General features: G+C 40.7%; 20 protein-coding genes and 4 tRNA genes. 1 reads left to right on the plus strand and 23 read right to left on the minus strand.

Annotated features, from left to right (window positions below; translation table 11 throughout):
• Positions 1-5 precede the first annotated feature (5 nt).
• The 22 genes from rplB to ACICP9_RS04880 form a co-directional block, all read right to left on the minus strand.
• Positions 6-833: a 50S ribosomal protein L2 gene (gene rplB, locus ACICP9_RS04775; RefSeq protein ID WP_395497211.1), complete on the minus strand. Its 828-nt coding sequence runs from the start codon at positions 831-833 to the stop codon at positions 6-8.
• A 15-nt stretch (positions 834-848) separates the two neighbouring features.
• Positions 849-1163: a 50S ribosomal protein L23 gene (rplW, locus tag ACICP9_RS04780; protein ID WP_084028736.1), complete on the minus strand. Its 315-nt coding sequence runs from the start codon at positions 1161-1163 to the stop codon at positions 849-851.
• Positions 1160-1771: a 50S ribosomal protein L4 gene (rplD, locus tag ACICP9_RS04785; protein ID WP_245756797.1), complete on the minus strand. Its 612-nt coding sequence runs from the start codon at positions 1769-1771 to the stop codon at positions 1160-1162. The genes rplW and rplD overlap by 4 nt, the downstream gene beginning before the upstream one ends.
• A gap of 51 nt (positions 1772-1822) precedes the next feature.
• The gene (gene rplC / locus ACICP9_RS04790; RefSeq protein ID WP_395497213.1) at positions 1823-2494 is read right to left on the minus strand and encodes a 50S ribosomal protein L3; all 672 of its coding nucleotides are present in this window, start codon (positions 2492-2494) and stop codon (positions 1823-1825) included.
• Between the two features lie 38 nt (positions 2495-2532).
• The gene (gene rpsJ, locus ACICP9_RS04795; protein WP_071662575.1) at positions 2533-2886 is read right to left on the minus strand and encodes a 30S ribosomal protein S10; all 354 of its coding nucleotides are present in this window, start codon (positions 2884-2886) and stop codon (positions 2533-2535) included.
• A gap of 18 nt (positions 2887-2904) precedes the next feature.
• Positions 2905-4107: an elongation factor Tu gene (gene tuf, locus ACICP9_RS04800; RefSeq protein WP_071662576.1), complete on the minus strand. Its 1203-nt coding sequence runs from the start codon at positions 4105-4107 to the stop codon at positions 2905-2907.
• Positions 4108-4127: 20 nt separating this feature from the next.
• Entirely contained in the window at positions 4128-6248 is a 2121-nt protein-coding gene (gene fusA, locus ACICP9_RS04805; RefSeq protein WP_395498925.1) for an elongation factor G, read from the minus strand.
• 22 nt (positions 6249-6270) lie between these two features.
• The gene (rpsG, locus tag ACICP9_RS04810) at positions 6271-6819 is read right to left on the minus strand and encodes a 30S ribosomal protein S7 (RefSeq protein WP_395497216.1); all 549 of its coding nucleotides are present in this window, start codon (positions 6817-6819) and stop codon (positions 6271-6273) included.
• 24 nt (positions 6820-6843) lie between these two features.
• Positions 6844-7221, minus strand: a complete 378-nt coding sequence (gene rpsL / locus ACICP9_RS04815) for a 30S ribosomal protein S12 (RefSeq protein WP_071662579.1) — start codon at positions 7219-7221, stop codon at positions 6844-6846.
• A gap of 371 nt (positions 7222-7592) precedes the next feature.
• Positions 7593-10412, minus strand: coding sequence for a hypothetical protein (locus ACICP9_RS04820; protein ID WP_395497218.1), 2820 nt, complete (start codon positions 10410-10412; stop codon positions 7593-7595).
• A gap of 243 nt (positions 10413-10655) precedes the next feature.
• Positions 10656-14897: a DNA-directed RNA polymerase subunit beta' gene (gene rpoC / locus ACICP9_RS04825; RefSeq protein WP_395498927.1), complete on the minus strand. Its 4242-nt coding sequence runs from the start codon at positions 14895-14897 to the stop codon at positions 10656-10658.
• Positions 14898-15125: 228 nt separating this feature from the next.
• The gene (gene rpoB, locus ACICP9_RS04830; protein WP_395497220.1) at positions 15126-19259 is read right to left on the minus strand and encodes a DNA-directed RNA polymerase subunit beta; all 4134 of its coding nucleotides are present in this window, start codon (positions 19257-19259) and stop codon (positions 15126-15128) included.
• A gap of 419 nt (positions 19260-19678) precedes the next feature.
• Positions 19679-20062, minus strand: a complete 384-nt coding sequence (gene rplL / locus ACICP9_RS04835; protein WP_395497222.1) for a 50S ribosomal protein L7/L12 — start codon at positions 20060-20062, stop codon at positions 19679-19681.
• A gap of 39 nt (positions 20063-20101) precedes the next feature.
• A complete protein-coding gene (gene rplJ, locus ACICP9_RS04840) occupies positions 20102-20632 on the minus strand; it encodes a 50S ribosomal protein L10 (protein WP_395497224.1) in 531 nt (176 codons plus the stop codon).
• A gap of 323 nt (positions 20633-20955) precedes the next feature.
• The gene (rplA, locus tag ACICP9_RS04845) at positions 20956-21651 is read right to left on the minus strand and encodes a 50S ribosomal protein L1 (protein WP_071662584.1); all 696 of its coding nucleotides are present in this window, start codon (positions 21649-21651) and stop codon (positions 20956-20958) included.
• Position 21652: 1 nt separating this feature from the next.
• Positions 21653-22087 (minus strand): 50S ribosomal protein L11, encoded by a 435-nt coding sequence (gene rplK, locus ACICP9_RS04850; RefSeq protein ID WP_071662585.1) that lies wholly within the window; start codon positions 22085-22087, stop codon positions 21653-21655.
• A 246-nt stretch (positions 22088-22333) separates the two neighbouring features.
• A complete protein-coding gene (gene nusG, locus ACICP9_RS04855; protein ID WP_071663004.1) occupies positions 22334-22861 on the minus strand; it encodes a transcription termination/antitermination protein NusG in 528 nt (175 codons plus the stop codon).
• Between the two features lie 136 nt (positions 22862-22997).
• Positions 22998-23369 carry a preprotein translocase subunit SecE gene (gene secE, locus ACICP9_RS04860; RefSeq protein ID WP_071662586.1) on the minus strand — a complete coding sequence of 124 codons (372 nt, stop codon included), beginning with the start codon at positions 23367-23369 and terminating at the stop codon, positions 22998-23000.
• Between the two features lie 115 nt (positions 23370-23484).
• Positions 23485-23560, minus strand: a tRNA-Trp gene (locus ACICP9_RS04865).
• Positions 23561-23740: 180 nt separating this feature from the next.
• A tRNA-Thr gene (locus ACICP9_RS04870) sits at positions 23741-23815 on the minus strand.
• Positions 23816-23880: 65 nt separating this feature from the next.
• Positions 23881-23955 (minus strand) — tRNA-Gly (locus ACICP9_RS04875).
• A 23-nt stretch (positions 23956-23978) separates the two neighbouring features.
• A tRNA-Tyr gene (locus ACICP9_RS04880) sits at positions 23979-24063 on the minus strand.
• A 228-nt stretch (positions 24064-24291) separates the two neighbouring features.
• Between ACICP9_RS04880 and ACICP9_RS04885 the strand changes: the two genes are divergently transcribed.
• A complete protein-coding gene (locus ACICP9_RS04885; protein WP_071663005.1) occupies positions 24292-24888 on the plus strand; it encodes a MarC family protein in 597 nt (198 codons plus the stop codon).
• Positions 24889-25009: 121 nt separating this feature from the next.
• Here ACICP9_RS04885 and rocD read toward each other — a convergent pair whose 3' ends face one another.
• A complete protein-coding gene (gene rocD / locus ACICP9_RS04890; RefSeq protein ID WP_071662587.1) occupies positions 25010-26278 on the minus strand; it encodes an ornithine--oxo-acid transaminase in 1269 nt (422 codons plus the stop codon).

The raw sequence follows: 26278 nt of genomic DNA on the forward strand, positions 1-26278 counted from the left end.
TTAAATTATTTCTTTTTGCGTCGTTGTACGATCATTTTTGCATTGCGTTTATTTCGACGAGTCTTATAACCCTTGGTTGGAAGCCCCCAAGGACTGACAGGATGTCGTCCACCTGAAGTTTTACCTTCACCACCACCATGTGGATGATCGACAGGGTTCATCGCCACACCTCTGACGGTAGGACGAATTCCACGCCAACGGGATGCCCCTGCCTTTCCTAAAGAACGCAGATTATGATCATTATTACTAACAACACCTATGCTCGCTTTACATTCAACCGGTATTTTTCTCAGCTCACCTGATCGCAGCCGTATAGTAGCATAATCTCCTTCTCGTGCAATCAGCTGTACATACGCGCCCGCACTGCGTGCTAACTGAGCTCCTTTACCAGGCTTCAGTTCAATGGCATGTAATACTGTTCCAACAGGAATATTACGCAAAGGAAGAGAATTGCCAGAACGTATCAAGGCTTCTGGACCCGCTGTCACTTCCATGCCCACTTTAAAATCATTCGGTGCCAAAATATAACGTCGTTCACCATCCGGATACACTATTAAAGCGATGTGAGCGGTACGGTTTGGGTCGTACTCTATCCTTTCAGCGCGGCCAGTGATTCCTTCTTTGTCACGTTTGAAGTCAACCAAACGATACTGCTGCTTATGACCTCCACCTTGATGACGTGTTGTAATTCTCCCTTGATTATTACGCCCACCTTTTTTAGGTTTTGGAGCCAATAAACGACTATGCGGTTTACCTTTATGTAGACCTACTTTGGAGACCTCAACGACAAAACGTCGACCTGGCGAGGTAGGATTTGCTTTTTTACTAGGCATAATACTTATTTCTCTCTATTTTGTTCCGGTAAAATCAATGTCGTAACCCGCTTTCAAGCTTACATACGCTTTTTTCCAACCTTTTAATTGACCTTCAACTTGCTTAAAGCGCCGATCTTTAGGCTTTACATTCAAGAGTTGAATAGCATTTACTTTAACATTAAACAGAGATTCTACTGCTTGTTTGATTTCTGATTTATTCGCATTTTTTAATACTTTAAATACAAATTGACGATGCTTATCCGCTAGCATGGTAGACTTTTCCGACAAATGTGGTCTTTCAATAATTTTAAACCGGCGCAACTGCTGAGTTAAGGCAATATTCATCATGCTAATAGCTCCTCAATTTGTTTTAAAGCAGGCGCAGTAATTAATATCTTTTCATAATGAATTAAGTTAACAGGATGGATAGCTTCTACATCGGTTAATTCAATCTTATGTAAATTTCTTGCCGCTAAATAAATATTTTCATTAATTTCTTCAAGAACAATCAGCACTTTTTGGTTAATTTTGAGTTCTTGGAGTTTAGCCAGTAAATCACGTGTTTTAGCTTTTTCAAGTTCAAAGGATTCCAAAACGACAAACCGGTCTTGGCGTAATAATTCTGAACAAATCGATCGCATCGCAGCACGATACATTTTTTTATTTACTTTTTGCGAAAAGTCTTGCGTACTTGCTGCGAAAGTAACTCCACCACTACGCCACAATGGGCTGCGAATAGTACCTGCTCTTGCGCGCCCCATACCTTTTTGTTTCCAAGGTTTCTTTCCGCCACCACTCACTGCAGCGCGATTTTTCTGCGCACGTGTACCTTGCCGTCCTCCTGCTAAATAAGCAGTGACCACTTGATGAATTAAAGGTTCGTTAAAACGACATCCAAAAACAGCTTCTGACAACTGCAGTTCTTGATTTGAGCCATTTTTTGTTACTAAAGCCACTTGCATAACACCATTCCAAAAATTTATATTTCAGTAATCTCTACTATGAGATCAACCTTTGTTTCGTTTATTCTTTTTTCTTACCGCAGGTTTAACAATAACCTGTCCACCAGGTGCACCTGGTACCGCTCCTTTTATATGCAGCAAATGCCTTTCAGAATCGACCTTAACCACTTCTAAAGATTGAATCGTACAGCGATGATTCCCTAACTGCCCGCACATTTTTTTTCCTTTAAATACTCGACCCGGTGATTGACGTTGACCTATAGAACCGGGCGCACGATGTGAAAGCGAGTTACCATGCGTAGCATCTTGCGTAGCAAAGTGATGCCGCTTAACAACGCCGGCAAATCCTTTACCTTTATTAGTCCCTGTTACATCTACCCACGCACCTAATTTAAATAATTTATCAACGGTAATTTCTTTTCCTAATGATAAATCTTTAATAAATTCACTATCCTCATCATTTAATTGAAACTCCCAAAGACCTTTTCCAGGCTCAACATTTGCCTTAGCAAAATGACCTGCTTCAGGCTTATTGAGACGCGAAGAAGATTTTTTATCGGTGGTTACTTGAACAGATTCATATCCATCGCGTTCTTTAGTTTTAATTTGAACCACACGATTAGGTAGTATTTCAATGAGTGTGACAGGTATCGCTGCGCCATTTTCAGCATATATCTGCGTCATACCACATTTTCGACCTATTAAACCCATTGTCATAACTAAATACCTTCACTGAATTAGCATTTTTAATCAAATTACTTATCTTTTTTGTCGCTCTTTTCTTTTTTATCACTCATGGTTCGTAGTTCGATACTAACCTCAGAAGGTAAATCATCCAGACGCTTAAGCGCATCTGCTGTTTTATCAGTTGAAGCGTAAACATCTATTAAACGTTTATGTGTACGTATTTCATATTGATCACGAGCGTCTTTATCAACATGCGGCGAAGTATTAATCGTTAACTTCTTAATCTTTGTCGGTAAAGGGATAGGACAAATGATTGCACCGGTACGTTTTAATGAACTTACAATCTTCTCTGTTGCCTTATCAATTAAACGATGATCAAACGCATGTAACACAATACGAAAATCTTGACTTTGTAAAGACATAACACTACCTACTGACCTTTAGGCCTTTTTACCTTTTTTAAGGAGATTAGAAACAACACCCGACCCTACGGTTTTACCACCTTCACGAATGGCGAAACGTAAGCCTTTTTCCATGGCAACACCATATTCATTCATCAGCGTCACTGTTATCTTAACGTTATCACCCGGCATAACCATTTCAGATCCTTCGGGAAGCTTAATCGTTCCAGTAACATCAGTCGTTCTGAAATAAAATTGTGGTTTATAATTATTCATGAATGCCGTGTGACGACCACCCTCTTCCTTCGTCAGCACATAAATTTCCGCTTCAAATTCAGTCCAAGCTTCTACTGTACCTGGCTTAGCCAATACTTGTCCGCGTTCCACATCTTCACGTTTTAATCCTCGGATCAACGCACCTATGTTGTCGCCTGCTTCACCTTGATCAAGCAACTTACGGAACATTTCCACACCCGTTACTGCTGTATCTTGTACCGCTCTTAAACCAACCACTTGCACCGCATCACCCACTTTAACAATTCCGCGTTCTACACGGCCAGTTACTACCGTACCACGACCTGAAATAGTAAAGACATCTTCGATAGGCATTAAGAAAGGTTTTTCGGTATCACGAACAGGTTCAGGGAAATAGTCATCCATTGCCTTAACCAAGGCATAAACACCACCCCCTTCACAATCACCTTCTATGGCTTTTTTAGCCGATCCACGAATAACTGGAATATCATCACCAGGAAATTCATATTTAGAAAGTAATTCTCTGATTTCCATTTCCACTAAATCTAATAATTCTGCATCATCTACCATGTCGCATTTATTCATAAACACAACGATATTAGGTACACCTACTTGGCGCGCTAACAGTATGTGTTCACGTGTCTGTGGCATAGGGCCATCGGCTGCACTCACCACAAGTATCGCACCGTCCATTTGTGCCGCACCGGTAATCATGTTTTTGACATAATCGGCGTGACCGGGACAATCAACATGTGCATAGTGGCGCTTATCGCTTTCATACTCGACATGTGAGGTCGAAATAGTGATACCACGGGCTTTTTCTTCTGGCGCTTTATCAATTTTATCAAACGCAACTGCTTCACCGCCAAACTTATCTGCCATACATTTGGTAATCGCTGCCGTCAATGTTGTCTTACCATGATCAACGTGGCCTATAGTTCCCACGTTTAAGTGGGGCTTATTTCGTTCAAATTTTCCAATGGCCATAATTTTTACCTCAATATCTATTAATTACTATCATCTTTTTTACGAATAATACCATCCGCAACATTTGCGGGAGCCTCGTTATATTTACCAAACTCCATCGTATAAGTAGCACGTCCTTGAGTTGCTGAACGTAGATCTGTGGCATAACCAAACATTTCTGAAAGTGGCACCTCAGCACGTATCATTTTTCCACCGCCGGCAGGCAAATCTTCCATACCTTGCAAAATACCACGACGACGATTCAGATCACCCATGACATCACCCATGTAGTCTTCGGGTGTTACTACTTCAACTTTCATAATCGGCTCTAATAATACGGGCGCTGCTTTCCGGGCACCTTCTTTAAAAGCCATGGAGCCCGCAATTTTGAAAGCCATTTCACTGGAATCAACATCATGATAAGTCCCATCGAAAAGCGTTACTTTCACATCGACAACGGGATAACCCGCTATCACACCATTTTCTAATTGTTCTTTTATTCCTTTATCAACAGCTGGAATATATTCTCTAGGAATAACGCCACCGACTATAGCATTTTTGAATTCATAACCTTTACCGGCTTCTAATGGCTCTAACTTTATCCATACATGACCATATTGACCACGACCACCACTTTGACGGACAAACTTTCCTTCTTGCTCGACGGCTTTACGTATCGTTTCTCGATAAGCGACTTGTGGTTTACCCACATTGGCTTCGACACTAAATTCTCGCTTCATTCGATCAACAATAATCTCTAAATGCAGCTCACCCATACCAGAAATAATGGTCTGACCTGATTCTTCATCAACTCGTACACGAAAAGAAGGATCTTCCTGGGCTAACTTGCTCAACGCTATTGACATTTTCTCTTGATCAGCCTTGGTTTTAGGCTCTACCGCAACCGAGATCACGGGCTCAGGAAACTCCATGCGCTCTAACGTAATAATATTGTTCGGATCTGAAAGCGTATCACCGGTGGTGGTATACTTCAGGCCCACCGCGGCAGCAATATCACCTGCCCTGACTTCTTTTATTTCTTCACGAGTATTAGCGTGCATTTGCACAATACGCCCTATACGCTCTTTTTTGCTTTTAACGGGGTTATAAACACTATCGCCACTCTTGACAACACCGGAATAAACTCGAAAATACACCAATGATCCTACAAAAGGATCAGTAGCGATTTTAAAAGCAAGCGCAGCAAAAGGCGCATCATCAACAGGCGGCCTTTCAGCAACCGTTTGGCCCGCATCATCGAGCACCCCTTTAATAGCGGCAACATCATTAGGCGCCGGCAGATATTCAATAACAGCATCCAACATCGCCTGTACGCCCTTATTCTTAAAGGCAGACCCACACAATACCGGTACAATCTTGTTATCTAAAGTCAATATACGGATAGCCTGCTTGATTTCGTCGATACTAAATTTTTCGCCATTGAGATAACGCTCTGTCATCTCTTCAGAAGCTTCAGCCACCGCTTCAATTAGCTTTTCATGCCAAGCTTCACATTCAGCTTTTAAAGCCTCAGGAATATCTCGATATTCAAAACGCATACCTTGCGTACTCTCGTCCCAGTAAATAGCTTTCATTTGCACCAAATCGACGACGCCTTCAAAATTCTCTTCCGCACCTATTGGAATATGAATAGGAATCGGACGTCCACCTAAACGTTTGGCTATTTGATCGACTACACGCAAAAAATTAGCACCCGCCCTATCCATCTTATTCACAAAAGCAAGGCGTGGTACTTGATATTTATTTGCTTGGCGCCATACCGTTTCAGATTGTGGTTCCACACCACTCACAGCACAAAAGACGACACAAGCCCCATCCAGCACGCGCAGCGAACGTTCCACTTCAATAGTAAAATCGACGTGCCCAGGCGTATCAATGATATTGATACGATGCTGAGGAAATTGATGTGCCATACCATCCCAAAAACAGGTGGTGGCTGCTGAGGTAATCGTAATACCACGTTCTTGTTCTTGAGCCATCCAATCCATAATGGCAGTCCCTTCATGGACCTCACCCAGTTTATGGGATACGCCAGTATAAAACAAAATACGCTCTGTTGTTGTTGTCTTCCCCGCATCAATATGGGCAATAATACCGATATTTCGATAGCGTTCTATGGGCGTTTGTCGATCCACACTCAGTACCTTTATAAATTTTTTAAAATCAACCGAACCTAAAATGAGCGAAAGCTTGGTTAGCTTTCGCCATACGGTGCGTATCTTCTCTTTTTTTCACTGCGATGCCTTTATTGTCATAAGCATCCAAAATTTCAGCGGACAAGCGTTGTGCCATGGTTTTTTCACTACGTTGGCTCGCTGCTACCTTAAGCCAGCGCATCGCTAAGGCTGTACGTCGAGAAGGGCGGACTTCTACTGGAATCTGATAGGTTGAGCCACCCACACGCCTTGCTCTCACTTCTACATTCGGTCGGATATTATCTAAAGCCTGATCAAATATATCAAGTAACGCACCGGCATCAAAACCTTGTTTACCAGCACTACCTTCTACACCCTCTTGTTCATCTCTCTCTACTTTTTTAGATTTATCTTTTAACCGAGCATCCAGTCGCTCTAAAGCACCATAAACGATTTTTTCTGAAACCGCTTTTTTCCCATTTTTCATCACTGAGTTAATAAACTTACTCAATAACTCACTTTTAAATTTAGGATCAGGGAGAATAACCCTTTTAGCAGCAACACGTCTTCTTGGCATAACTCAAATTCCTAGCTATTTAATTTATTTATCTTTAGGCCTTTTAGCCCCATATTTAGAACGCCCTTGCTTTCGGCCCGATACACCGGAAGTGTCTAAAGCACCCCGCACTACGTGATACCGAACACCAGGCAAGTCTTTTACTCGCCCGCCGCGCATCAGAATAACCGAGTGCTCCTGAAGATTATGGCCTTCACCACCGATATAAGTCGTTACCTCCATACCGTTGGTTAAACGAACCCGCGCTACCTTACGCAAAGCCGAGTTTGGCTTCTTAGGGGTCACCGTATAAACACGTGTGCAAACACCGCGTTTTTGGGGACATTCACCCAACGCAGGCACCATTGATTTAGTGCGTCTTTGGACACGTGGTTTTCGTACTAACTGGTTAATTGTGGCCATGTAATCTCTTTACTCAAAAATGTGGCTTAAATTTACTCTGAATACTTTCTTTTTTAGTGCAAATCAAACTTTTATTTGCTCTTACACTAAATTTTTTAGGTGTTACAGTAAGCTCAAAAAAATCTTTCTTCATCGAACGAAGAGGGGCGAGATTGTAAAGAGACCGCTCTAAGATGTCAAGTGTCGACATCGCTTTCTCTGCTTATTTTTCCTACAAACTTTTGTATTTTTCTAGTCTTTTTATCTTTACAAATAGGGATAAAAAACAAAAGTGATAAAAGCATATCGTTTGCCCCTATAACTCATCTTACGCACAAAGTACTTAGCTGCACGCAGAGCCTCATACCTGATGTCCTACTCCTCAAAAAAACCTACGTTGATGCTACCCTCATCCTGTCATTTATTATAAAAAAATCAGGCGAAATCATGTCCAGCAGATGAAACTGCTGCTCTCTCTTCTCACTCTCTGCAGTGACCGTTGATTTTTGGAAAAATGCTGAATTAGCTTTAGATAACCAGCGCTCATTTAGGACAGGATCAAGTTTAACTAGCTTGTCAAAATAGCGTTTAATAGCTGCTAAGAATAACTGCAATAAGTGCATAAAAGCTTCTGATAAATTTGATTTTTTTAAAAAAAATACGGGTTTAAGTAGCTCTTCTGTACAGTTTACATTGGCACTTTGAATACTGGCCGCTAATTTATAGCCATTGTTTTTAACTTTACTAAGATTCAGTGAAATGCAAGAAGAAGTTTGACAATAGTAGTCTCCTTTTTCGACTAATACGACCTCGTTATCCGAAGTATCAAAAGATTTTTTTTCTTTATAGGTATTAATCTCTTCAATTTGGATACCTTTACCATCCTTTGACCAAGAAAAGTTTATCCTCATATCCGGTTGTCCAATAATAGCATTCTGATTATGCTGCTGATAACATTCATTAATTAATTGCATGCTTAACTTAGAGAAAGTATGTGGAAAACCTCCCTGATGAAAAGAGTAGAGAACCAGCGCGATATAATATTTTTTTAACTCTTTGTCTTCTATTTGCTCAAGCAGATGAGTTTCAATAAATTGGGATAGATCCTGTTTGCTTTCAAACCTCTTATTCTTTCGTAGCTCCCTAACACTTCTTCCATTGATAAAATAAACGTCCCAATTTCTCTCCCAATCACCTTCTGTGACATTGGTACCCAATGTCATATTGATTGTCTTATCTTTTACATCCTGTAAATCTTCATTTAAAATTTGAAGATTAAAAAATTCCGTAGGTGTATTTTTTACTGTTTTAGGCTTATTTAAGCGAGCTAGTTTGGTTTCTAATTGAACTGTTTCTACATCTAGCTTTAAATCGCTAGGAAAAAAGTAAGTTGATTTAACTAAGCCTTCAGCCCCGGGCGCATTTTCTGCCGCAACGTGTTGCTGATGTTTAGACCTGAATAGTTCTTCTAATAGGATTAAATAATTGCCTCTATCCGATTTATTATCCTGATAATGAGGAAATTTTTTATTCTGATGATAATAAACCGCCGCCGCATCCACTGCTATGGATGCGCCACCCGTACGATCTTTCCCACTCTTACAAGCTACCCAAGAAACACCTCCCAAGCAATTAACAATCATTGTCTCAGCAAAACTTCTAAGCTGTGGCTTATGCCTTTCATCACTGGCTAAGACACCTTGCCCACATGGAATGGATAATAGGGCGTGTAAAGCATGCAATAATTGGAACACATTTTCATCCAAATTTTTTTTAATCTCTTCATTAAAAAAACTCTCAAGCAGCTTAACTAAAGATTTTCTGCTATTAGCAGATATTTTTCCTACTTTTTCGCAGAAACTCAGCTCTTTTATCAATTGACTTAACTGAAAATTAAAACTTTCAACTTTATTGAATTGATTCATGTATTCTATCAATTGAGGCCATCTTTCCACTCTTTCGTCTTGTTGATTAATTTTAGGCTTTAGCCGAAATAAATGATTTAAATAACGTGCAACAGCGCCTAGCAATAGTGCTGTATTGAATTCATTATGCTTATTCTGAAGAGGATAGGCTCCAAAATGACGTAATACATTAAATGGATTATTGGTTGATAATAACGTGAACCTAATGGGCTTATATTGATAAGCCTTATTATCCTCGGCAAACAATCCCCATTTTTTTAAAAAATCTTTATAGAATAGATTTTCACTTTGCTCATTTTGAGTAAAAAAAAGCGCTTTGACTTTGAGATCCTCAATTGACGTTTCAGGATTTGCTAAAGCGTATTGAAAAAGTTTAACTGCTCTTTCTTTGAGTGCATATATTTGTGTGTCATTATCGCTAGCTCTATTAAAAAACTTAGCTTTAGCACTGGCTATTTTTCCAGGTGACAAAATAGATTGACTTAAAATAACCAGTTCAGAGGTAGAGGTAAGGACATCAGATTTCTCTTTTAAGCTTAATCTAATCTGAGAAGCTAAATTTAAGCACGTTAAACGAAATTGCTCATCGTCAGTATTTTTATTTTCAAGCAAATCAATAGGCAGTTGAGCGGCATGTCGAAAATAAGATAAAGCCACCGCATTATTAATCTTACATTCATGATACGATAAATTAGCAAGACCGGGCACATTACGTAGTGAAGAAGGAATAGAACAAGCCACTAGTTTTTTTTGATTTCCTATAATAAAATTCTGCTGCCATGTGGCCAAGGATTTAAACCAGAGAGTATCGTTATCTGAATATTCTGGAAACAATAACTCCTGATCGACAAGAGGTTTTTCGCTCAAAACTATGTTTAAGTTTTTTGGATTAGTATCGTTTTCTCTTACTGGAAAAATCACTTGCGTCTCGAAAGGCCTACGTCCTTTTAACCACACTGAATAACGTTCAGCAAGAAGCAACGATTGAAAAGGGTTTTCTAGTGTTGTGTGAAAATCCAGTATTGAAATATAAGATTTAAGTAATCTATTATTCAAACTCTCATTTGCTGCTTTAAAAGAGAATATTTTTTCCTTTTTAAAATCATCCGCATAGTTTTTATAAAGTCTTTCAATTTGTTCACTAATAAAATCTAATCTAGCTGGAAATTTATTGCCTAGCTTCCATTCTTGTTCAGTTAAATATTTTATCAACAACAACATCCCTGCTTTATATGACTCTCCTCGGAGAGTAAAATTATCATATAAACTAGGTTTTTCAGTTGCCATACAAGAACCTTTGCTTCTTTTTATAAATACACCAATGTTCTGATCAATAGTACTTAATTAAAACATAGCATTATTAAAAAAAAATGAAAATAGACACAGATTCTTGATTTCAAAAAATTAGAATAGTTGAGCAAGTGCTAGAAAAGTAAAGATAAAATATACAAAAGAATGCACCCTAAGTGCATTCTTTTCTTAAAGCGTAAAAGGACTAAACACTTTCACTTAAAATCTTCAGTCTCGATGTTATGATTTTTTATCCTCTTTAGGTTCAGATAACGCCTGGCTAAGTGCTTGCTCTACATCACTCGCTGTCATTTGTGGTGCTGCTGTGGCATTTAAACGTTGCTGTCTTGCCAATGTATTAGCAGCTCGCTGACGACGCGCTTCGGCATGATAAGCAAACCCTGTCCCTGCGGGTATTAAACGACCTACAATCACATTTTCTTTTAATCCTTTCAGTTCATCGCGTTTTCCAGTAACGGCTGCTTCGGTTAATACCCGTGTCGTTTCTTGGAATGATGCCGCTGAGATAAAGGAGTCTGTCGCTAAAGAAGCTTTAGTAATACCTAACAAAACCGCTTCAAAGCGTGCAGGTAATTTATCTTCGGCAACCAATTTTCTATTTTCTTCTTTGAGACGGGATTCTTCCAATTGCTCACCTTTTAAGAATCTGCTTTCACCCGAATCAAGAATATTTACTTTACGCAACATTTGACGAACGATGACTTCAATATGTTTATCATTGATTTTCACACCTTGTAGGCGATAAACTTCTTGCACTTCACTGACGATATAATTAGTCAGTGCGTTAATACCTAGCAAACGTAAGATATCATGTGGATTTAAAGGTCCATCGGCAACAATTTCACCACATTCTACGTGCTCACCTTCAAAAACCGTTACGTGACGCCACTTAGGAATTAACGCCTCAAACGCTTCGCCGTCATTGCCGGTAATCACTAAGCGTCGTTTACCTTTCGTTTCCTTACCAAAACTGATGATACCGGAAATTTCCGCTAAAATAGCAGGCTCCTTAGGCTTACGTGCTTCAAAAAGGTCTGCAACTCGCGGTAAACCACCCGTAATATCACGCGTTTTTGAGGTTTCTTGTGGGATACGTGCCACGATGTCACCCACACCCACAGCCGCACCATCTTCCAAGCTCAAAATAGCATTAATCGGTAAGAAATAATGCGCAGGCAAACGCGTACCCGGTAAGAACAGGTCATTACCTTCTTTATCGGTCAGTCGGACCATAGGACGCAATTCCTTACCACCTGATCCACGTTGCTTGGAATCCATGACCACAATACTGGTTAAACCAGTGAGCTCATCGGTTTGTCGATTCATCGTAATACCATCAATTAAGTCAATAAACTTAACATAACCGGCTACTTCCGTTACCACGGGATGCGTATGTGGATCCCATTGAGCAATTAACTGGCCTGGAACCACTTCGGTCCCGTCAGAAACTTTAATAGTGGCACCATAAGGCAATTTATAGCGCTCTCTTTCACGACCTTGAGGATCCAATAACGTTAACTCACCTGAACGCGAGACGGTCACATAGTGACCATCATTGTGTTTAACGAGCTTGATATTATGTAATTTAATACGACCTTTAGACTTCACTTGGATATGATTCGCTAAAGCAATCTGTGAGGCTGCACCACCGATATGGAAGGTACGCATGGTTAACTGTGTACCAGGCTCCCCTATCGATTGAGCAGCGATAACACCAACTGATTCGCCAATACCCACTAAATGACCACGCGCCAAGTCACGACCATAACAGGCAGCGCAAATTCCATATTTAGCTTCACAAGTAATCGGTGAACGCACATTCACTTGATCCACGGCACGTTCTTCTAAGATATTGACCCAATCTTCATCTAATAAGGTGCCTTTACTCACCACAATATCGTCACTGCCTGGTAAACTGACATCTTCAGCTAATACACGACCTAATACACGCTCACGTAACGGGACCATAATTTCTCCCCCTTCAACGTGAGGAGTAATAGCAATACCCAAGGTCGCTCCACAATCATCTTCAGTGACGACCATATCTTGTGCTACGTCCACCAAGCGACGCGTCAGATAACCGGAATTAGCGGTCTTAAGCGCGGTATCGGCCAAACCTTTACGCGCACCGTGCGTAGAAATAAAGTATTGTAATACGTCTAAACCTTCACGGAAGTTAGCCGTAATCGGTGTCTCAATAATGGTGCCGTCCGGTTTAGTCATCAAACCTCGCATACCGGCTAACTGACGCATCTGTGCGGGTGAACCCCGAGCGCCTGAGTCTGCCATCATATACACCGGATTAAATGACTCTTGCGATACGATCGTGCCATCAGCCGCTTTTACATTCTCAGTGGCTAATTTTTCCATCATCGCTTTAGCCACTTGGTCATTCGTACGCGACCAAATATCAACCACCTTGTTGTAACGCTCGCCTTGTGTCACTAAACCCGATGCGTATTGAGCTTCGATTTCTTTTACTTCGGTTTCAGCACTTGAAATAATAGCGGCTTTACTTTCAGGAATAATCAAATCTTCTATCCCAACAGAAATACCGGCACGTGTGGCATAACCAAAGCCGGTATACATCAATTTATCAGCGAAAATAACCGTCGCTTTCAATCCTAAACGTCGATAACATTCGTTGATAAGACTTAATATCGCTTTTTTATTCAGCGTTTTATTAATTAAAGCAAAAGGTAAACCATCAGGTAGTGTTTCACGTAACAAAGCTCTACCAACAGTCGTATCGACCCGCTTAACCGATTCGTTACGTTCACCTTTCGCATCGAATAGTACTTCCGTTATTCTAACTTTAATCTTGGCGTGTAAATCTGCATAACCTGCATCATACAACTGACGTACATCGTTAATATCGGCACAAACTAAACCTTCTCCTTTGGCATTAATTTTGTCGCGTGTTAAATAATAAAGTCCTAAAACCACATCCTGAGTCGGAAGGATAATGGGCTCACCGTTCGCTGGGGATAAAATGTTGTTAGTTGACATCATCAACGTTCGCGCTTCTAACTGTGCTTCGATAGTAAGCGGAACATGCACTGCCATTTGATCACCATCAAAGTCTGCGTTATAAGCCGTACAGACTAAAGGATGTAATTGGATGGCTTTCCCTTCAACTAAAATAGGTTCAAATGCCTGAATACCTAAACGATGCAGTGTCGGTGCTCGGTTTAATAAGACGGGGTGTTCACGGATCACATCTTCGAGTATATCCCAAACTTCTGGTGACTCATTTTCTACCATTTTCTTAGCGGCTTTAATCGTAGATGCTAAACCACGGAATTGTAATTTACTTAAAATAAAAGGCTTAAATAACTCTAAAGCCATTTTTTTCGGTAAACCACATTGATGTAATTTTAAAGTAGGACCTACGACGATAACCGAACGACCTGAATAATCGACACGTTTACCCAGTAAGTTTTGTCTAAATCGACCTTGCTTACCCTTGATCATATCCGCCAAAGATTTTAATGGTCGTTTATTACTACCGGTAATCGCACGGCCACGTCGACCATTATCTAATAAGGCATCAACTGATTCTTGCAGCATACGTTTTTCGTTACGCACAATAATATCCGGTGCGTTCAGATCTAATAAACGCTTTAGACGGTTATTACGATTGATCACACGACGATAAAGATCATTGAGATCCGACGTTGCAAAGCGTCCTCCATCTAAAGGGACTAGAGGGCGTAAATCAGGTGGTAATACCGGTAATACGGTTAAAACCATCCATTCCGGTTTATTGCCCGATTGATCAAATCCTTCCAGCAACTTTAAACGTTTAGAAAATTTTTTTAATTTGGTTTCTGAACTGGTATTAGGAATTTCTTCACGCAAAGTATTAATTTCTTCTTTCAAATCCAAAGTAATCAATAATTGCTGTATGGCTTCGGCACCCATACGTGCATCAAATTCGTCACCATGTTCCTCGATAGCCTCTAAGTATTGCTCATCCGTTAAAAGTTGACCCCGTTCCAATGTCGTCATACCGGGCTCTATGACCACAAATGCTTCAAAATACAGAACGCGTTCTATATCGCGTAAGGTCATATCGAGTAATAAGCCAATACGTGAAGGTAAAGACTTTAAAAACCAAATATGGGCGACTGGACTGGCTAATTCGACATGACCCATACGCTCACGTCGTACTTTCGTCAATGCCACTTCGACACCACATTTTTCACAAATCACGCCGCGATGTTTAAGCCGCTTGTACTTACCACATAAACACTCATAATCTTTAATCGGTCCAAAGATTTTTGCACAAAACAATCCGTCTCTTTCCGGTTTGAAAGTACGGTAATTAATGGTCTCTGGTTTTTTGACTTCTCCATAAGACCAGGTGCGAATCATTTCCGGCGATGCTAACGAAATACGAATATTATCAAACTCATCTAAATAATCTTCTTGCTTTAGTATCCCTAATAAATCTGACATCAACGGTTTATCCGTAAGTGCCTTAATTCTTTCGTTGTTTGAGTTCGACTCGATTGCTTCCGCCATGCTTGCCAAGCTTTCTTGAGCGGGCTCCGACTTCACTTGATCGGAAGGTGCTGGCGTGGCTGCTTTAGCCCTTTCGGATGCAGTCGTCGTCGCATGCTCTAGCTCTGACTTTATAGTGTCTGCTTTTGGTTTAGTAGCCAAGGTGTTACTCTCCACTTCAGATTAATCTTTGGTTTCTAATTCTGCATTAATTGCCAAGGAGCGTATTTCCTTGACTAATACGTTAAATGATTCAGGCATACCCGCTTCCATTTGATGGTCGCCATCAACAATGTTTTTGTACATCTTCGTTCGGCCGGCAACATCATCCGATTTGACGGTTAACATCTCTTGTAAAGTATAAGCTGCTCCATAAGCTTCCAATGCCCAAACCTCCATTTCACCAAATCGCTGACCACCAAATTGCGCTTTACCACCTAACGGTTGTTGAGTGACTAAACTATAAGAACCGGTAGAACGTGCATGCATCTTATCGTCAACTAAATGATTCAATTTAAGCATGTACATATAACCAATCGTAACAGGCCGTTCAAAACGTTCGCCGGTTCTACCATCATAGAGCGTAGTTTGTCCTGATTCTGGTAAATCGGCTAAACGTAACATGCGTTTAATTTCGGCTTCGATCACACCATCAAAAACAGGGGTCGCCATAGGCACACCATTACGTAAATTTTGCGCCAGCTCCACAACAGACTCATCCGATAATTTGTCTAAATCTACTTTTTGTGCTGTTTCCTTAGTATCGTTGTAAATAGATCCTAAAAAGTGTTTAATTTCTTTAATATTCTTTCGTGCATCCAGCATGCTAGCAATTTTAATACCTAAACCTTTTGCTGCCCAACCTAAATGCGTTTCGAGCACCTGACCCACGTTCATACGTGATGGCACACCTAAAGGATTAAGAACAATATCAACCGGCGTACCATCTTCCATGTAAGGCATATCTTCGACAGGAATAATGGTAGAAATAACTCCTTTATTACCATGCCGACCGGCCATCTTGTCACCTGGCTGAATACAACGCTTGATGGCTAAATGCACTTTAACAATTTTGAGTATGCCGGGTGCCAAATCATCACCTTGGGTTAGCTTTTTTCGTTTATTTTCAAACTTTTCATCTAAGGCAAGACGTGCTGCTTCTAACTGTTTAGCAACGGCTTCCAATTGCTGATTAGCCGCTTCATCACGTAAGCTGACAGAAAACCATTGATCTTTTGACAGATTTTGCAAATATTCTAATGAAATTTTACTGCCTGATTTTAATTTATTCGGCCCACTGCTAGCTGTCGCACCCACCAATAAAGTTTCTAATCGCTGATAACAATCATTTTCTAAAATTCTAAATTCGTCATATAAATCTTTTTTAATTTTATCTAAAGCTGTTTCTTCAATACTTAACGCGCGTTTATCTTTTTCTAAACCATCTCGCGTAAATACTTGAACATCAATGACCGTACCACGCATTCCTGAAGGAACACGTAGCGAACTGTCTTTTACATCCGACGCTTTTTCGCCAAAAATAGCGCGTAATAGTTTTTCTTCGGGCGTTAATTGTGTTTCACCTTTCGGCGTCACTTTTCCAACCAATATGTCACCCGCCTCTACCCAAGCACCTAAATGGACAATACCCGACTCATCTAACTTAGAAAGTGCACTTTCCCCGACATTGGGAATGTCGGATGACACTTCTTCGGTTCCTAACTTAGTGTCTCGTGCAATACAGGTTAATTCTTCGATATGTATCGTAGTAAAACGATCTTCAGAAACAACACGCTCTGAAATTAAAATAGAATCTTCAAAGTTATAACCATTCCATGGCATAAAGGCGACAAGCAAATTACGTCCTAAAGCTAATTCACCTAAGTCAGTAGATGGGCCATCCGCCATCACATCCCCTTTTTTAATCTGATCGCCTTTCTTTACTAAAGGTCGTTGATTAATACAAGTATTTTGATTAGAGCGGGTATATTTTGTTAGATTGTAAATATCAACACCTGCTGTACCAGCCGTCGCTTCTTCATCGTCAACACGCACGACAATACGACCTGCATCAACTGAATCAATAAAACCGCCCCGTTTAGCCACCACTACCACACCCGAGTCAACCGCTACTTTGCGCTCCATACCCGTACCCACTAAAGGTTTTTCTGTGCGCAAGGTAGGTACCGCTTGGCGTTGCATGTTCGAGCCCATCAACGCACGGTTTGCATCGTCATGCTCTAAGAAAGGAATCAAAGAGGCCGCCACCGAAACAACTTGAGCAGGCGAAATATCCATGTAATTGACTTTATCCGCTGTCGTCAGCATCGACTCATTACGATGCCGGCAAGGAATTAAGTCATCGATCAACTTACCATGACCATCAAGTCGTGTGTTAGCCTGCGCAATAACATATTTACCTTCTTCAATGGCAGATAAATATTGAATCTCTTTGGTTACTTTGCCATTTTCAACTTTACGGTATGGTGTCTCGAGAAATCCATAATGGTTAGTTCGAGCATACACCGCCAAGGAATTGATCAAACCAATATTAGGACCTTCAGGCGTTTCAATCGGGCAAACACGGCCATAATGGGTTGGATGCACGTCTCGAACTTCAAAACCAGCTCGCTCACGTGTTAGACCACCGGGCCCTAAGGCAGAAACCCGACGCTTATGCGTAATTTCGGAAAGAGGATTCACTTGATCCATGAACTGCGATAGCTGACTGGATCCAAAAAATTCTTTGATAGCCGCTGAAATAGGTTTAGCGTTAATCAAATCTTGTGGCATTAAGTTTTCAGACTCAGCCACACTTAAGCGATCTCTGACTGCTCGTTCAACACGCACTAAACCAATACGGAATTGATTCTCGGCCATTTCACCGACACTACGTACACGACGATTGCCTAAATGATCGATATCATCCACATCACCTTTACCATTGCGTATTTCGATCAATGCACGCAATACAGCCACAATATCATCTTTGGTCAAGGTGCCTGGCCCGGTAATTTCTTCTCGACCTAAACGTCGATTAAATTTCATCCGTCCTACGGCAGATAAATCGTAACGATCCAAAACAAAAAACAAATTTTTAAACAAGGCTTCCGCCGCCTCTTTAGTTGGTGGCTCCCCTGGACGCATCATGCGGTAAATTTCAACTAATGCTTCTTGCTGACTATGACTTGGATCAATACGTAAAGTTGTCGAAATATAAGCACCTGAATCCAAGTCGTTGGTATATAAGGTTTCTACTTTTTCTACTTGTGCTTCTATCAATTTTTTGACTATGTCTGCAGTTAATTCTGTATTTGCCTCAAATAGAATCTCACCCGTTTCTGCATTAATAATAGGCTTAGCCAGTGTTTTTCCTATCAAATAACCAATCGGTAACTCTAATTGTTTAATCTTAGCTTTTTCAATTTCACGGATCTGTCTAACTGCAATACGCCGACCTTGCTCAATAATGATTTTGCCTGCTTCGTCTTTAATATCAAAGCTCGCAATTTCACCACGCAAACGTTCAGGCACTAAATCTAAAACTGCATTTTCACCTTTTAAATGAAAAACATTATTACTAAAAAATAACTCTAATATTTCTTCTGAGGTATATCCTAAGGCGCGTAAAAGTATGGTAGCCGCTAATTTACGTCGTCTATCAATACGAACAAATAAATTATCTTTAGGATCAAATTCAAAATCTAACCACGAACCACGATAAGGAATAATTCGCGCTGCATACAACAATTTACCCGAAGAATGGGTTTTGCCTTTATCGTGCTCGAAAAATACACCGGGTGAACGATGTAACTGCGAAACAACTACTCGATCGGTTCCATTAATTACAAAACTTCCTGTGTCTGTCATCAATGGTAACTCACCCATGTACACTTCTTGCTCTTTAATATACTTGATCTTGGTTGAGCCTGGCGCTGCCTCTTTATCATAAATGATCAGACGCATTTTAACACGTAAAGGAGCACCATACGTTAAACCACGTGCTTGACATTCTTTAACATCAAAAGGAGGTTGCCCTATTCGGTAAGTAATATATTCCAGTGTGGCTTCACCACCCGAATAAGAAGAAATAGGAAATATAGATTTAAAAGCCGCATTAAGCCCTACATCTTCCAGCGCATCTGGTGAGGTATCTACTTGTAAAAATCGTTGATAAGACTCAATTTGCGTCGCTAATAAATAGGGCGCTTCCATTATGGTTGCTTGTTTACCAAAATTTTTGCGAATACGTTTTTTTTCAGTAAACGAATAAGGGGTTTTTGTTTGCTCAGTTGCTGGGGATGTCCGAATTACCATCTAAAGTTCACCTAGTTAGAGAACAGAATAAATAAAGAAAAATCGTGCCCATTATAGCTGGGCTTATGTTAGTGTTGGCTATCAGTAACGCTTTAAAGCCTATTTTTTAACTACTCTTCGCACTTGAATTTTTTTCTGCGTTGCCGCTCAACTCGCAATCCTCATGTATACCACAATACATTCCGACTGCTTCGTTTTCGAGGCGCCTTGCCAAAAACCCCATTGCTGTGAGCATAAAACTTCAATCTCGTTCTAAGTCCCTTTTTAGCCTACGTCCTTACGATTAACATCGTTTTAAACCTGAATTTTATAAATTGTGCTGTGTATTCAAAAATTAAACCGACAGCGTACTTAAAAACTAGTTTCATAACACAAAGAATGCCCAGTATAAATCTGAGCATTCTTTACTGTTATAAGACTTATTTCATTTCGCCTGTAGCACCTGCTTCTTTAAGCTTAGCAATAAGCGCTTCAGCATCTGCTTTCGATAAACCTTCTTTAATGACCGCTTTAGGTGCTGATTCAACTAAATCTTTAGCTTCTTTTAAGCCAAGACCCGTCGCTTCGCGCACTGTTTTAATCACATTAATTTTATTAGCACCCACTTCTTTCAATTCCACATTGAATTCGGTTTTTTCTTCAACCACTGCGGCAGCGGCACCTGGTGTTGCTGATACGGCGACTGTCGCTGCGGCTGCAGAAACACCAAATTTTTCTTCCATATTCTTAATCAGATCAACAACTTCCATGACGCTCATGTTAGAAATTGCATCTAATACATTTTCTTTTGCTTTAGCATTCATATTAATCACTCCAAAAAAATAACTTTAATTAAAACACCATTACGCGGCGGCTTGCTGCTTGTCACGTATAGCAGCCAACGTACGTACTAATTTAGCCTGTGGCTCAGCGAGTGTACGCACTAACTTAGTCATTGGTGCTTTCATAACTGCCATCAATGTCGCAATGGCTTCGTCACGGGTTGGAAGGTTCGCGAGTTTTTCGAGCTCATTCACCGCTAATAATTGACCATCGAAGGCGACTGCCTTAACGATCAATTTTTTATTTTGCTTGATAAATGCTCGAATAAGCCGCGCTGCCGCACCGGGCTCTTGTTGGGAAAATGCTAAAAGCAAAGGCCCTACCAGCGTATCTTGTAAACACGCAAAGCCTGTACCCTCTAAAGCACGTCGCGCCAAGGTATTACGCACGACACGTAAATACACTCCAGAGCTGCGCGCTTGCAATCGTAATTGACTCATTTCCCCGACGCTTAAACCACGATATTCAGCAGTGACTGCTGATAACGCATTTTTTGCAACCTCTCCAACTTCCGCAACAATGGCCTGTTTATCTTCAAGTCTTAATGTCACGTTGGTTTTCTCCTCATATATTATTTCAACCATCGAGTATTACTGGGTGATGGTTGAAGGCTCGGTGGCCATAAAGGTTCACCGTCTGCGTAGGTAAAAAAATTAAGCATCAAATTAATAAGAAGAAATAAATCTATCTTTGGTTAATGATGATGCGCCTACGGTCTCCGACAGTTAGAGGGAAAGCCCTTTAACTGCGAATTCATTCCCGCTACTTATATCAAGCGGGGGTAGCTCTTCTATCCTAAATACGCTAAATAGTCAAGATATAAACCACTTATTTAGGTTATTCCGTATCTACACAAATAGAGCAACGTGCCTCATTAACTTGCTTCTAGCGATGCTAAATTAATTAATAAACCAGGCCCCATGGTACTAGATAGACTTAACTTCTTTAGATAAATCCCTTTAGCAGTAGCAGGTTTGGCTTTTTTAACCGCCCCTACCAGTACCTCTAAATTCTGCAATAATTGCTGAGGCTCAAAACTTAACTTACCAATCGTACAGTGAATTATTCCGCCTTTATCAGCACGATAACGCACTTGACCCGATTTTGCGTTGGCGACTGCTGTATTGACATCCATCGTTACTGTGCCTAATTTAGGATTAGGCATCAAGCCTCTAGGTCCTAATATCTGGCCAAGTTGACCCACTAAGCGCATAGCATCCGGTGTTGCAATAAGCACATCAAAGTCTAAGTTACCGGCTTTAATGGTTTCAGCTAAATCCTCAAAACCGACGATATCAGCGCCTGCTGCCTTCGCTGCTTCGGCATTGGCTGCCTGGGCAAACACAGCAACACGCAACGTTTTACCTATTCCGTGTGGCAATACAACCGCACCACGAACGGTCTGATCCGATTTACGTGGATCAACACCTAGATTGATGCTGACATCAACACTTTGATTGAACTTAACTGGAAATTCTTTAAGTAAGGTGACGGCTTCTACCACTGTATATACCTTCCCAGGTAGCAGCTTTTCTTTAATCAAACGAAAACGTTTACTTAATTTAGCCATTTTATACTTCCCCTTCAACTTCAATGCCCATATTACGCGCTGTGCCAGCTATTGTACGCATAGCACCTGCTAAATCACCTGCGGTTAGATCAGGCATTTTAACCGTTGCAATCTCAGCGAGTTGTTTACGAGTAATTTTACCGACTTTATTTTTATTGGGAATACTACTCCCTTTGCTGATGCCCGCTGCCTTCATTATTAAATAGGAAGCAGGAGGGGTTTTTATAATAAAGGTAAAGCTACGATCCGTGTGCACCGTAATCACTACCGGCATCGGCATCCCTTTTTCTACACTTTGGGTACGCGCATTAAAGGCCTTACAGAATTCCATAATATTCACCCCTTGTTGTCCCAAAGCAGGACCAATAGGTGGCGCAGGATTAGCCTCGCCGGCTTTTACCTGTAACCTCACATAAGCTTGTATTTTCTTTGCCATTTTTTACCTCCGGGTTCTAACGCTTAGCTATGACTAAGCTTCCCATTGATGGATTGACGTTAAATATCGCTTTTTTGGCGGTGCTTTGTTGCTAGCTTTATCTGTGATACTCATTGACATCAATGGTCAACTCCGTTCCTAGAAAAGCTAACGCCTCGCTCTCCATCCAAAATCCTCTTTTTTTAACATCAGTCCATATGATTTAATTTTTCTTTCTTTACTTTTAGTAAAGGGCTCTACAATGTATCAAGCTTTTTTAACTTGACCAAACTCTAATTCAACCGGCGTGGAACGGCCAAAAATAATGACTGAAACACGCATGCGGTTTTTCTCATAATTTACTTCTTCGACCTCACCATTAAAGTCAGCGAAAGGTCCATCCACAACACGCACCACTTCACCTACTTCAAATAAGACTTTAGGCCGGGGTTTGTCTACACCTTCCTGCATACGCTGTAAAATCTTATCAACTTCTCGACTGCTTAGAGGCACTGGTTTATCACTTGTTCCACCAATAAATTTAATTACACCCGGTGTTTTCTGAACCAGATACCAGCTATCTTCGTCCATATCCATTTCAACTAAAACGTAGCCTGGGTAAAACTTACGTGCCGTTTTACGCTTACGGCCTTGGCGTATTTCGACGACTTCTTCCGTCGGAACAATAATTTGACCAAATTTACCAGCCAAACCTTGTTGCTTAATTCGTTCATTTAACGCATCTAAAACCTTGCGTTCATAACCTGAACGTGCTTGGACGACATACCATTGCATAGATCCATGTAGAGTCTTTTGTTCTGTTGCAGATGACTTTTCATTAGTTGAAACAGGATCGTTCGATGATTGTTCTGAAACACCGGAATGAAGTTCTGATTTTTTTTCTGCCATATTCGTTAACTATCCTCTTCATTTACGCTGTTAAAAAAGAAACTGCCCATAATAAGAGTGTATCTATGCCCCATAAAAACAAACCCGCTACTATAACCATCGCCATAACGATCAAAGTAGTACGGACCGTTTCTTCTCGTGTTGGCCAAACTACTTTGCGTAACTCAGCACGTGAAGCTTGCGCAAACGCCCAAAATCGCCGCCCTAGTGCGGTATAAAAAAATAATGATGTCAGTATAAGAGCAGCTATTATCCACCCTATCAAGCGAATAGCAATGGCCTGATGAGAAAAATAATTATTGGCATAAACAGCTAATAGGATAATAATTCCCATTATTATCCAGAGTATCCACTCTCTTCTAGTTACCTTGCTTTCAACCTTTGCGTTCTTCATTTCACCTATTTCTATATTTTCTACAAAACTGAGTCATTTGATTTTGTTCTCACGCCCAGTTTATGCACCCCTCGACGTCAAATACACTAGTTAAACCTTAGCAAACCTAGGTTTATGGCAGGCCAGGAGGGAATCGAACCCCCAACCTGCGGTTTTGGAGACCGCCGCTCTGCCTATTGAGCTACTGGCCTAATTCTACTCATCTTAACAAATCTTCGTCTTTTGTTTGACTTCGTTGTTGAATTGTCTTTTCCGATGCTCATGTACTGCGTGTACACTCCGCTTCTCAAAAACAATCGCCTAGAAATCAAACAAAATACTCGATTCTATGCTTCTGTAATTAATTTACTATAAAAAAATCTAAACCATCATGGAGCCCACAACCGGGATCGAACCGGTGACCTCTTCCTTACCAAGGAAGTGCTCTACCACTGAGCCATGTGGGCCTGCACGCATTATACTCTTTCACACTTGAATTTTTATCTGTTGGCACTCATGCTGCATTGCTTTCTGGAGCGGGTGATGGGAATCGAACCCACATAGCCAGCTTGGAAGGCTGGAATTCTAACCGTTGAACTACACCCGCAAATTTAATATCTAAAAATTAACTGGTGGAGGGGGAAGGATTCGAACCTTCGAAGGCTGAGCCGGCAGATTTACAGTCTGCTCCCTTTGGCCACTCGGGAACCCCTCCTCAAAATTGAGGGGCTATTTTGCGAAAGTCAAGGCTGGATGTCAACCACTATTCTCATTACAATACATAAATATTTTTTTGTATACTCTTCACACTTGATTTTTTTCTGTGCACCATTCAACTCAGAATTCTCAGGTATAATATTGTATACACATAAATTGCTGCATGGTTGCGGCATCTTCTCAAAAATCCAATTGCTGTGAGTATCTATTTATCATGCATTTTCAAATGAACATTTATTCTGCTACGGTGACACTTTTTTTAGTCATGGATCCGCTGGGAAATATTCCAGTTTTCTTATCATTACTCAAACAAGTTGATCCCAACCGACGCACTAAAATTATTTTGCGTGAAAGTTTAATTGCATTTGCTATCCTGACACTTTTTTTATTTTGTGGAAAACCAATTTTAGATAGCTTACATATTAGTGAAGAAGCATTAGGGATTGCGGGCGGAATTATTTTATTTCTTATTGCCATTAAAATGTTGTTCCCTATGAGCCAAAATAAATTAGCTGATCAAACTCAAGGAGAACCTTTTATTGTTCCTATGGCCATTCCGCTGCTCGCTGGGCCTTCTGCCATGACTACCGTCATCTTGTTCGCCAGTCAAGCACCTCATCAAATGGGCGAATGGTTTGCGGCCTTAGCGGCCGCTTCATTGATAGCGACACTATTACTTTTAATTGCTGTACCTTTACAAAAATTATTGGGTATCAAAGTAATTGCTGCATTAGAACGTTTAATGGGAATGATATTAACCACTATTGCCGTACAGATGTTTTTAACCGGCTTAGGAACCTACCTCAGTGCTCTTCGCACTTGAATTTTTTCTGCGTTCGCGCTCAAGTCACAATCCTCATGGTTATTGTATAAACCAGATTCTTGCATGGACGCGGCACTTGCCAAAAATCTAATTGCTGTGAGTATCTTTGATTAATATGCTTTTAATTTTGCTGAACAGTATTCGCTAACAATACTTTTTTTAATATGCTTAGCGCTTTATCTAACTGTTGTTTGCTAATGACTAAAGGCGGCGCTAAGCGAATAACGGTATCGTGGGTTTCATAGCTTAATAAACCTTGCTCTAATAACTGTAAAACAATATCACGCCCTTTTGCATAGCGTCCATCCAGTTCGACACCTATGAATAAACCTTTACCACGAATTTCTTTGATTAACGGTGATGATATTTTCAATAGGTTTTGATATAAATAATCCCCTAACTCTGCTGAACGTTGGATTAGGCTTTCATCAAATAGTATGTTTAAAGCTTCTAATGCGACTGTTGCCGCTAAAGGATTACCACCAAAAGTGCTGCCATGATCACCCGGTGTAAAAACATGCATGATATCACGACGACTTAAAAACAATGAAACTGGCAACAAACCACCGCCTAATGCTTTACCTAGAATTAAACCATCGGGTTTAACGTTTTCATGTTCATAGGCCAAAAATCGACCGGTTCTCCCTAAACCGGTTTGTATTTCATCCAAAATAAGCAAAACATTATTTTTCCGACAAATTTTTTCAATAGCTTGTAAATATCCTTGGGGAGGCACAACAATACCTCGCTCACCTTGGATAGGCTCGACTAAAAAAGCAGCCGTATTTGGGGTAATTGCAGCCGACAAAGCAGCTGCGTCACCATATTCTATGGTTTTGAATCCTGGCGCAAACGGACCAAAACCGAATTGATACTGAGGCTTTGATGACATGCCTACCACTGTCGTCGTACGGCCATGAAAGTTACCTCGGCAAACAATAATTTCAGCTTGGTTTTCTGATACTTTTTTTATAGTATAAGCCCATTTTCTAGCGGCTTTGATCGCGGTTTCTACCGCTTCAACACCCGTGTTCATGGGTAAAGCACACTCCATTTGAGTTAAATCGCAGATACGCTTTAAAAAAGCTCCCAGCCTATCACTATAAAAAGCGCGAGAACAAATGGCTAAGCGTTGTGCCTGCTGCGTTAAAACACTCACTAAACGAGGATGACTATGCCCATGGCTCACTGCTGAATAAGCACTCATCATATCGATATAACGTTTACCAGAAATATCCCAAAGTTCAGCACCTAAACCATGACTCAGCACCACGGGTAAAGGGTCATAATTGGCCGCGCCATAACGTTGCTCAAGCTCGATAGGATTATTAAGCCTTAGATCATTAGCAAAGGTTGGCTGTTGATCGGCTAAAACGGGTTGCTTACTCAT

Source organism: Rickettsiella endosymbiont of Litargus connexus (assembly GCF_964277335.1).
In the GTDB taxonomy this organism is placed as follows: Bacteria; Pseudomonadota; Gammaproteobacteria; order Diplorickettsiales; family Diplorickettsiaceae; genus Aquirickettsiella; species Aquirickettsiella isopodorum.

Coding starts and splice junctions, on each gene's coding strand:
- rpsJ (WP_071662575.1), bottom strand. CDS start 2,886: ATGTCTTTACAAAGTCAAGATTTTCGTATTGTGTTACATGCGTTTGAT.
- rpsL (WP_071662579.1), bottom strand. CDS start 7,221: ATGGCCACAATTAACCAGTTAGTACGAAAACCACGTGTCCAAAGACGC.
- rplC (WP_395497213.1), bottom strand. CDS start 2,494: ATGACAATGGGTTTAATAGGTCGAAAATGTGGTATGACGCAGATATAT.
- ACICP9_RS04820 (WP_395497218.1), bottom strand. CDS start 10,412: ATGGCAACTGAAAAACCTAGTTTATATGATAATTTTACTCTCCGAGGA.
- rpoC (WP_395498927.1), bottom strand. CDS start 14,897: ATGTCAGATTTATTAGGGATACTAAAGCAAGAAGATTATTTAGATGAG.
- rpoB (WP_395497220.1), bottom strand. CDS start 19,259: ATGGTAATTCGGACATCCCCAGCAACTGAGCAAACAAAAACCCCTTAT.
- rplA (WP_071662584.1), bottom strand. CDS start 21,651: ATGGCTAAATTAAGTAAACGTTTTCGTTTGATTAAAGAAAAGCTGCTA.
- rplB (WP_395497211.1), bottom strand. CDS start 833: ATGCCTAGTAAAAAAGCAAATCCTACCTCGCCAGGTCGACGTTTTGTC.
- rplW (WP_084028736.1), bottom strand. CDS start 1,163: ATGATGAATATTGCCTTAACTCAGCAGTTGCGCCGGTTTAAAATTATT.
- tuf (WP_071662576.1), bottom strand. CDS start 4,107: ATGGCCATTGGAAAATTTGAACGAAATAAGCCCCACTTAAACGTGGGA.
- rplK (WP_071662585.1), bottom strand. CDS start 22,087: ATGGCAAAGAAAATACAAGCTTATGTGAGGTTACAGGTAAAAGCCGGC.
- rpsG (WP_395497216.1), bottom strand. CDS start 6,819: ATGCCAAGAAGACGTGTTGCTGCTAAAAGGGTTATTCTCCCTGATCCT.
- ACICP9_RS04885 (WP_071663005.1), top strand. CDS start 24,292: ATGAACATTTATTCTGCTACGGTGACACTTTTTTTAGTCATGGATCCG.
- rplL (WP_395497222.1), bottom strand. CDS start 20,062: ATGAATGCTAAAGCAAAAGAAAATGTATTAGATGCAATTTCTAACATG.
- nusG (WP_071663004.1), bottom strand. CDS start 22,861: ATGCAATGGTATGTCGTCCAAGCACGTTCAGGTTATGAACGCAAGGTT.
- secE (WP_071662586.1), bottom strand. CDS start 23,369: ATGAAGAACGCAAAGGTTGAAAGCAAGGTAACTAGAAGAGAGTGGATA.
- rocD (WP_071662587.1), bottom strand. CDS start 26,278: ATGAGTAAGCAACCCGTTTTAGCCGATCAACAGCCAACCTTTGCTAAT.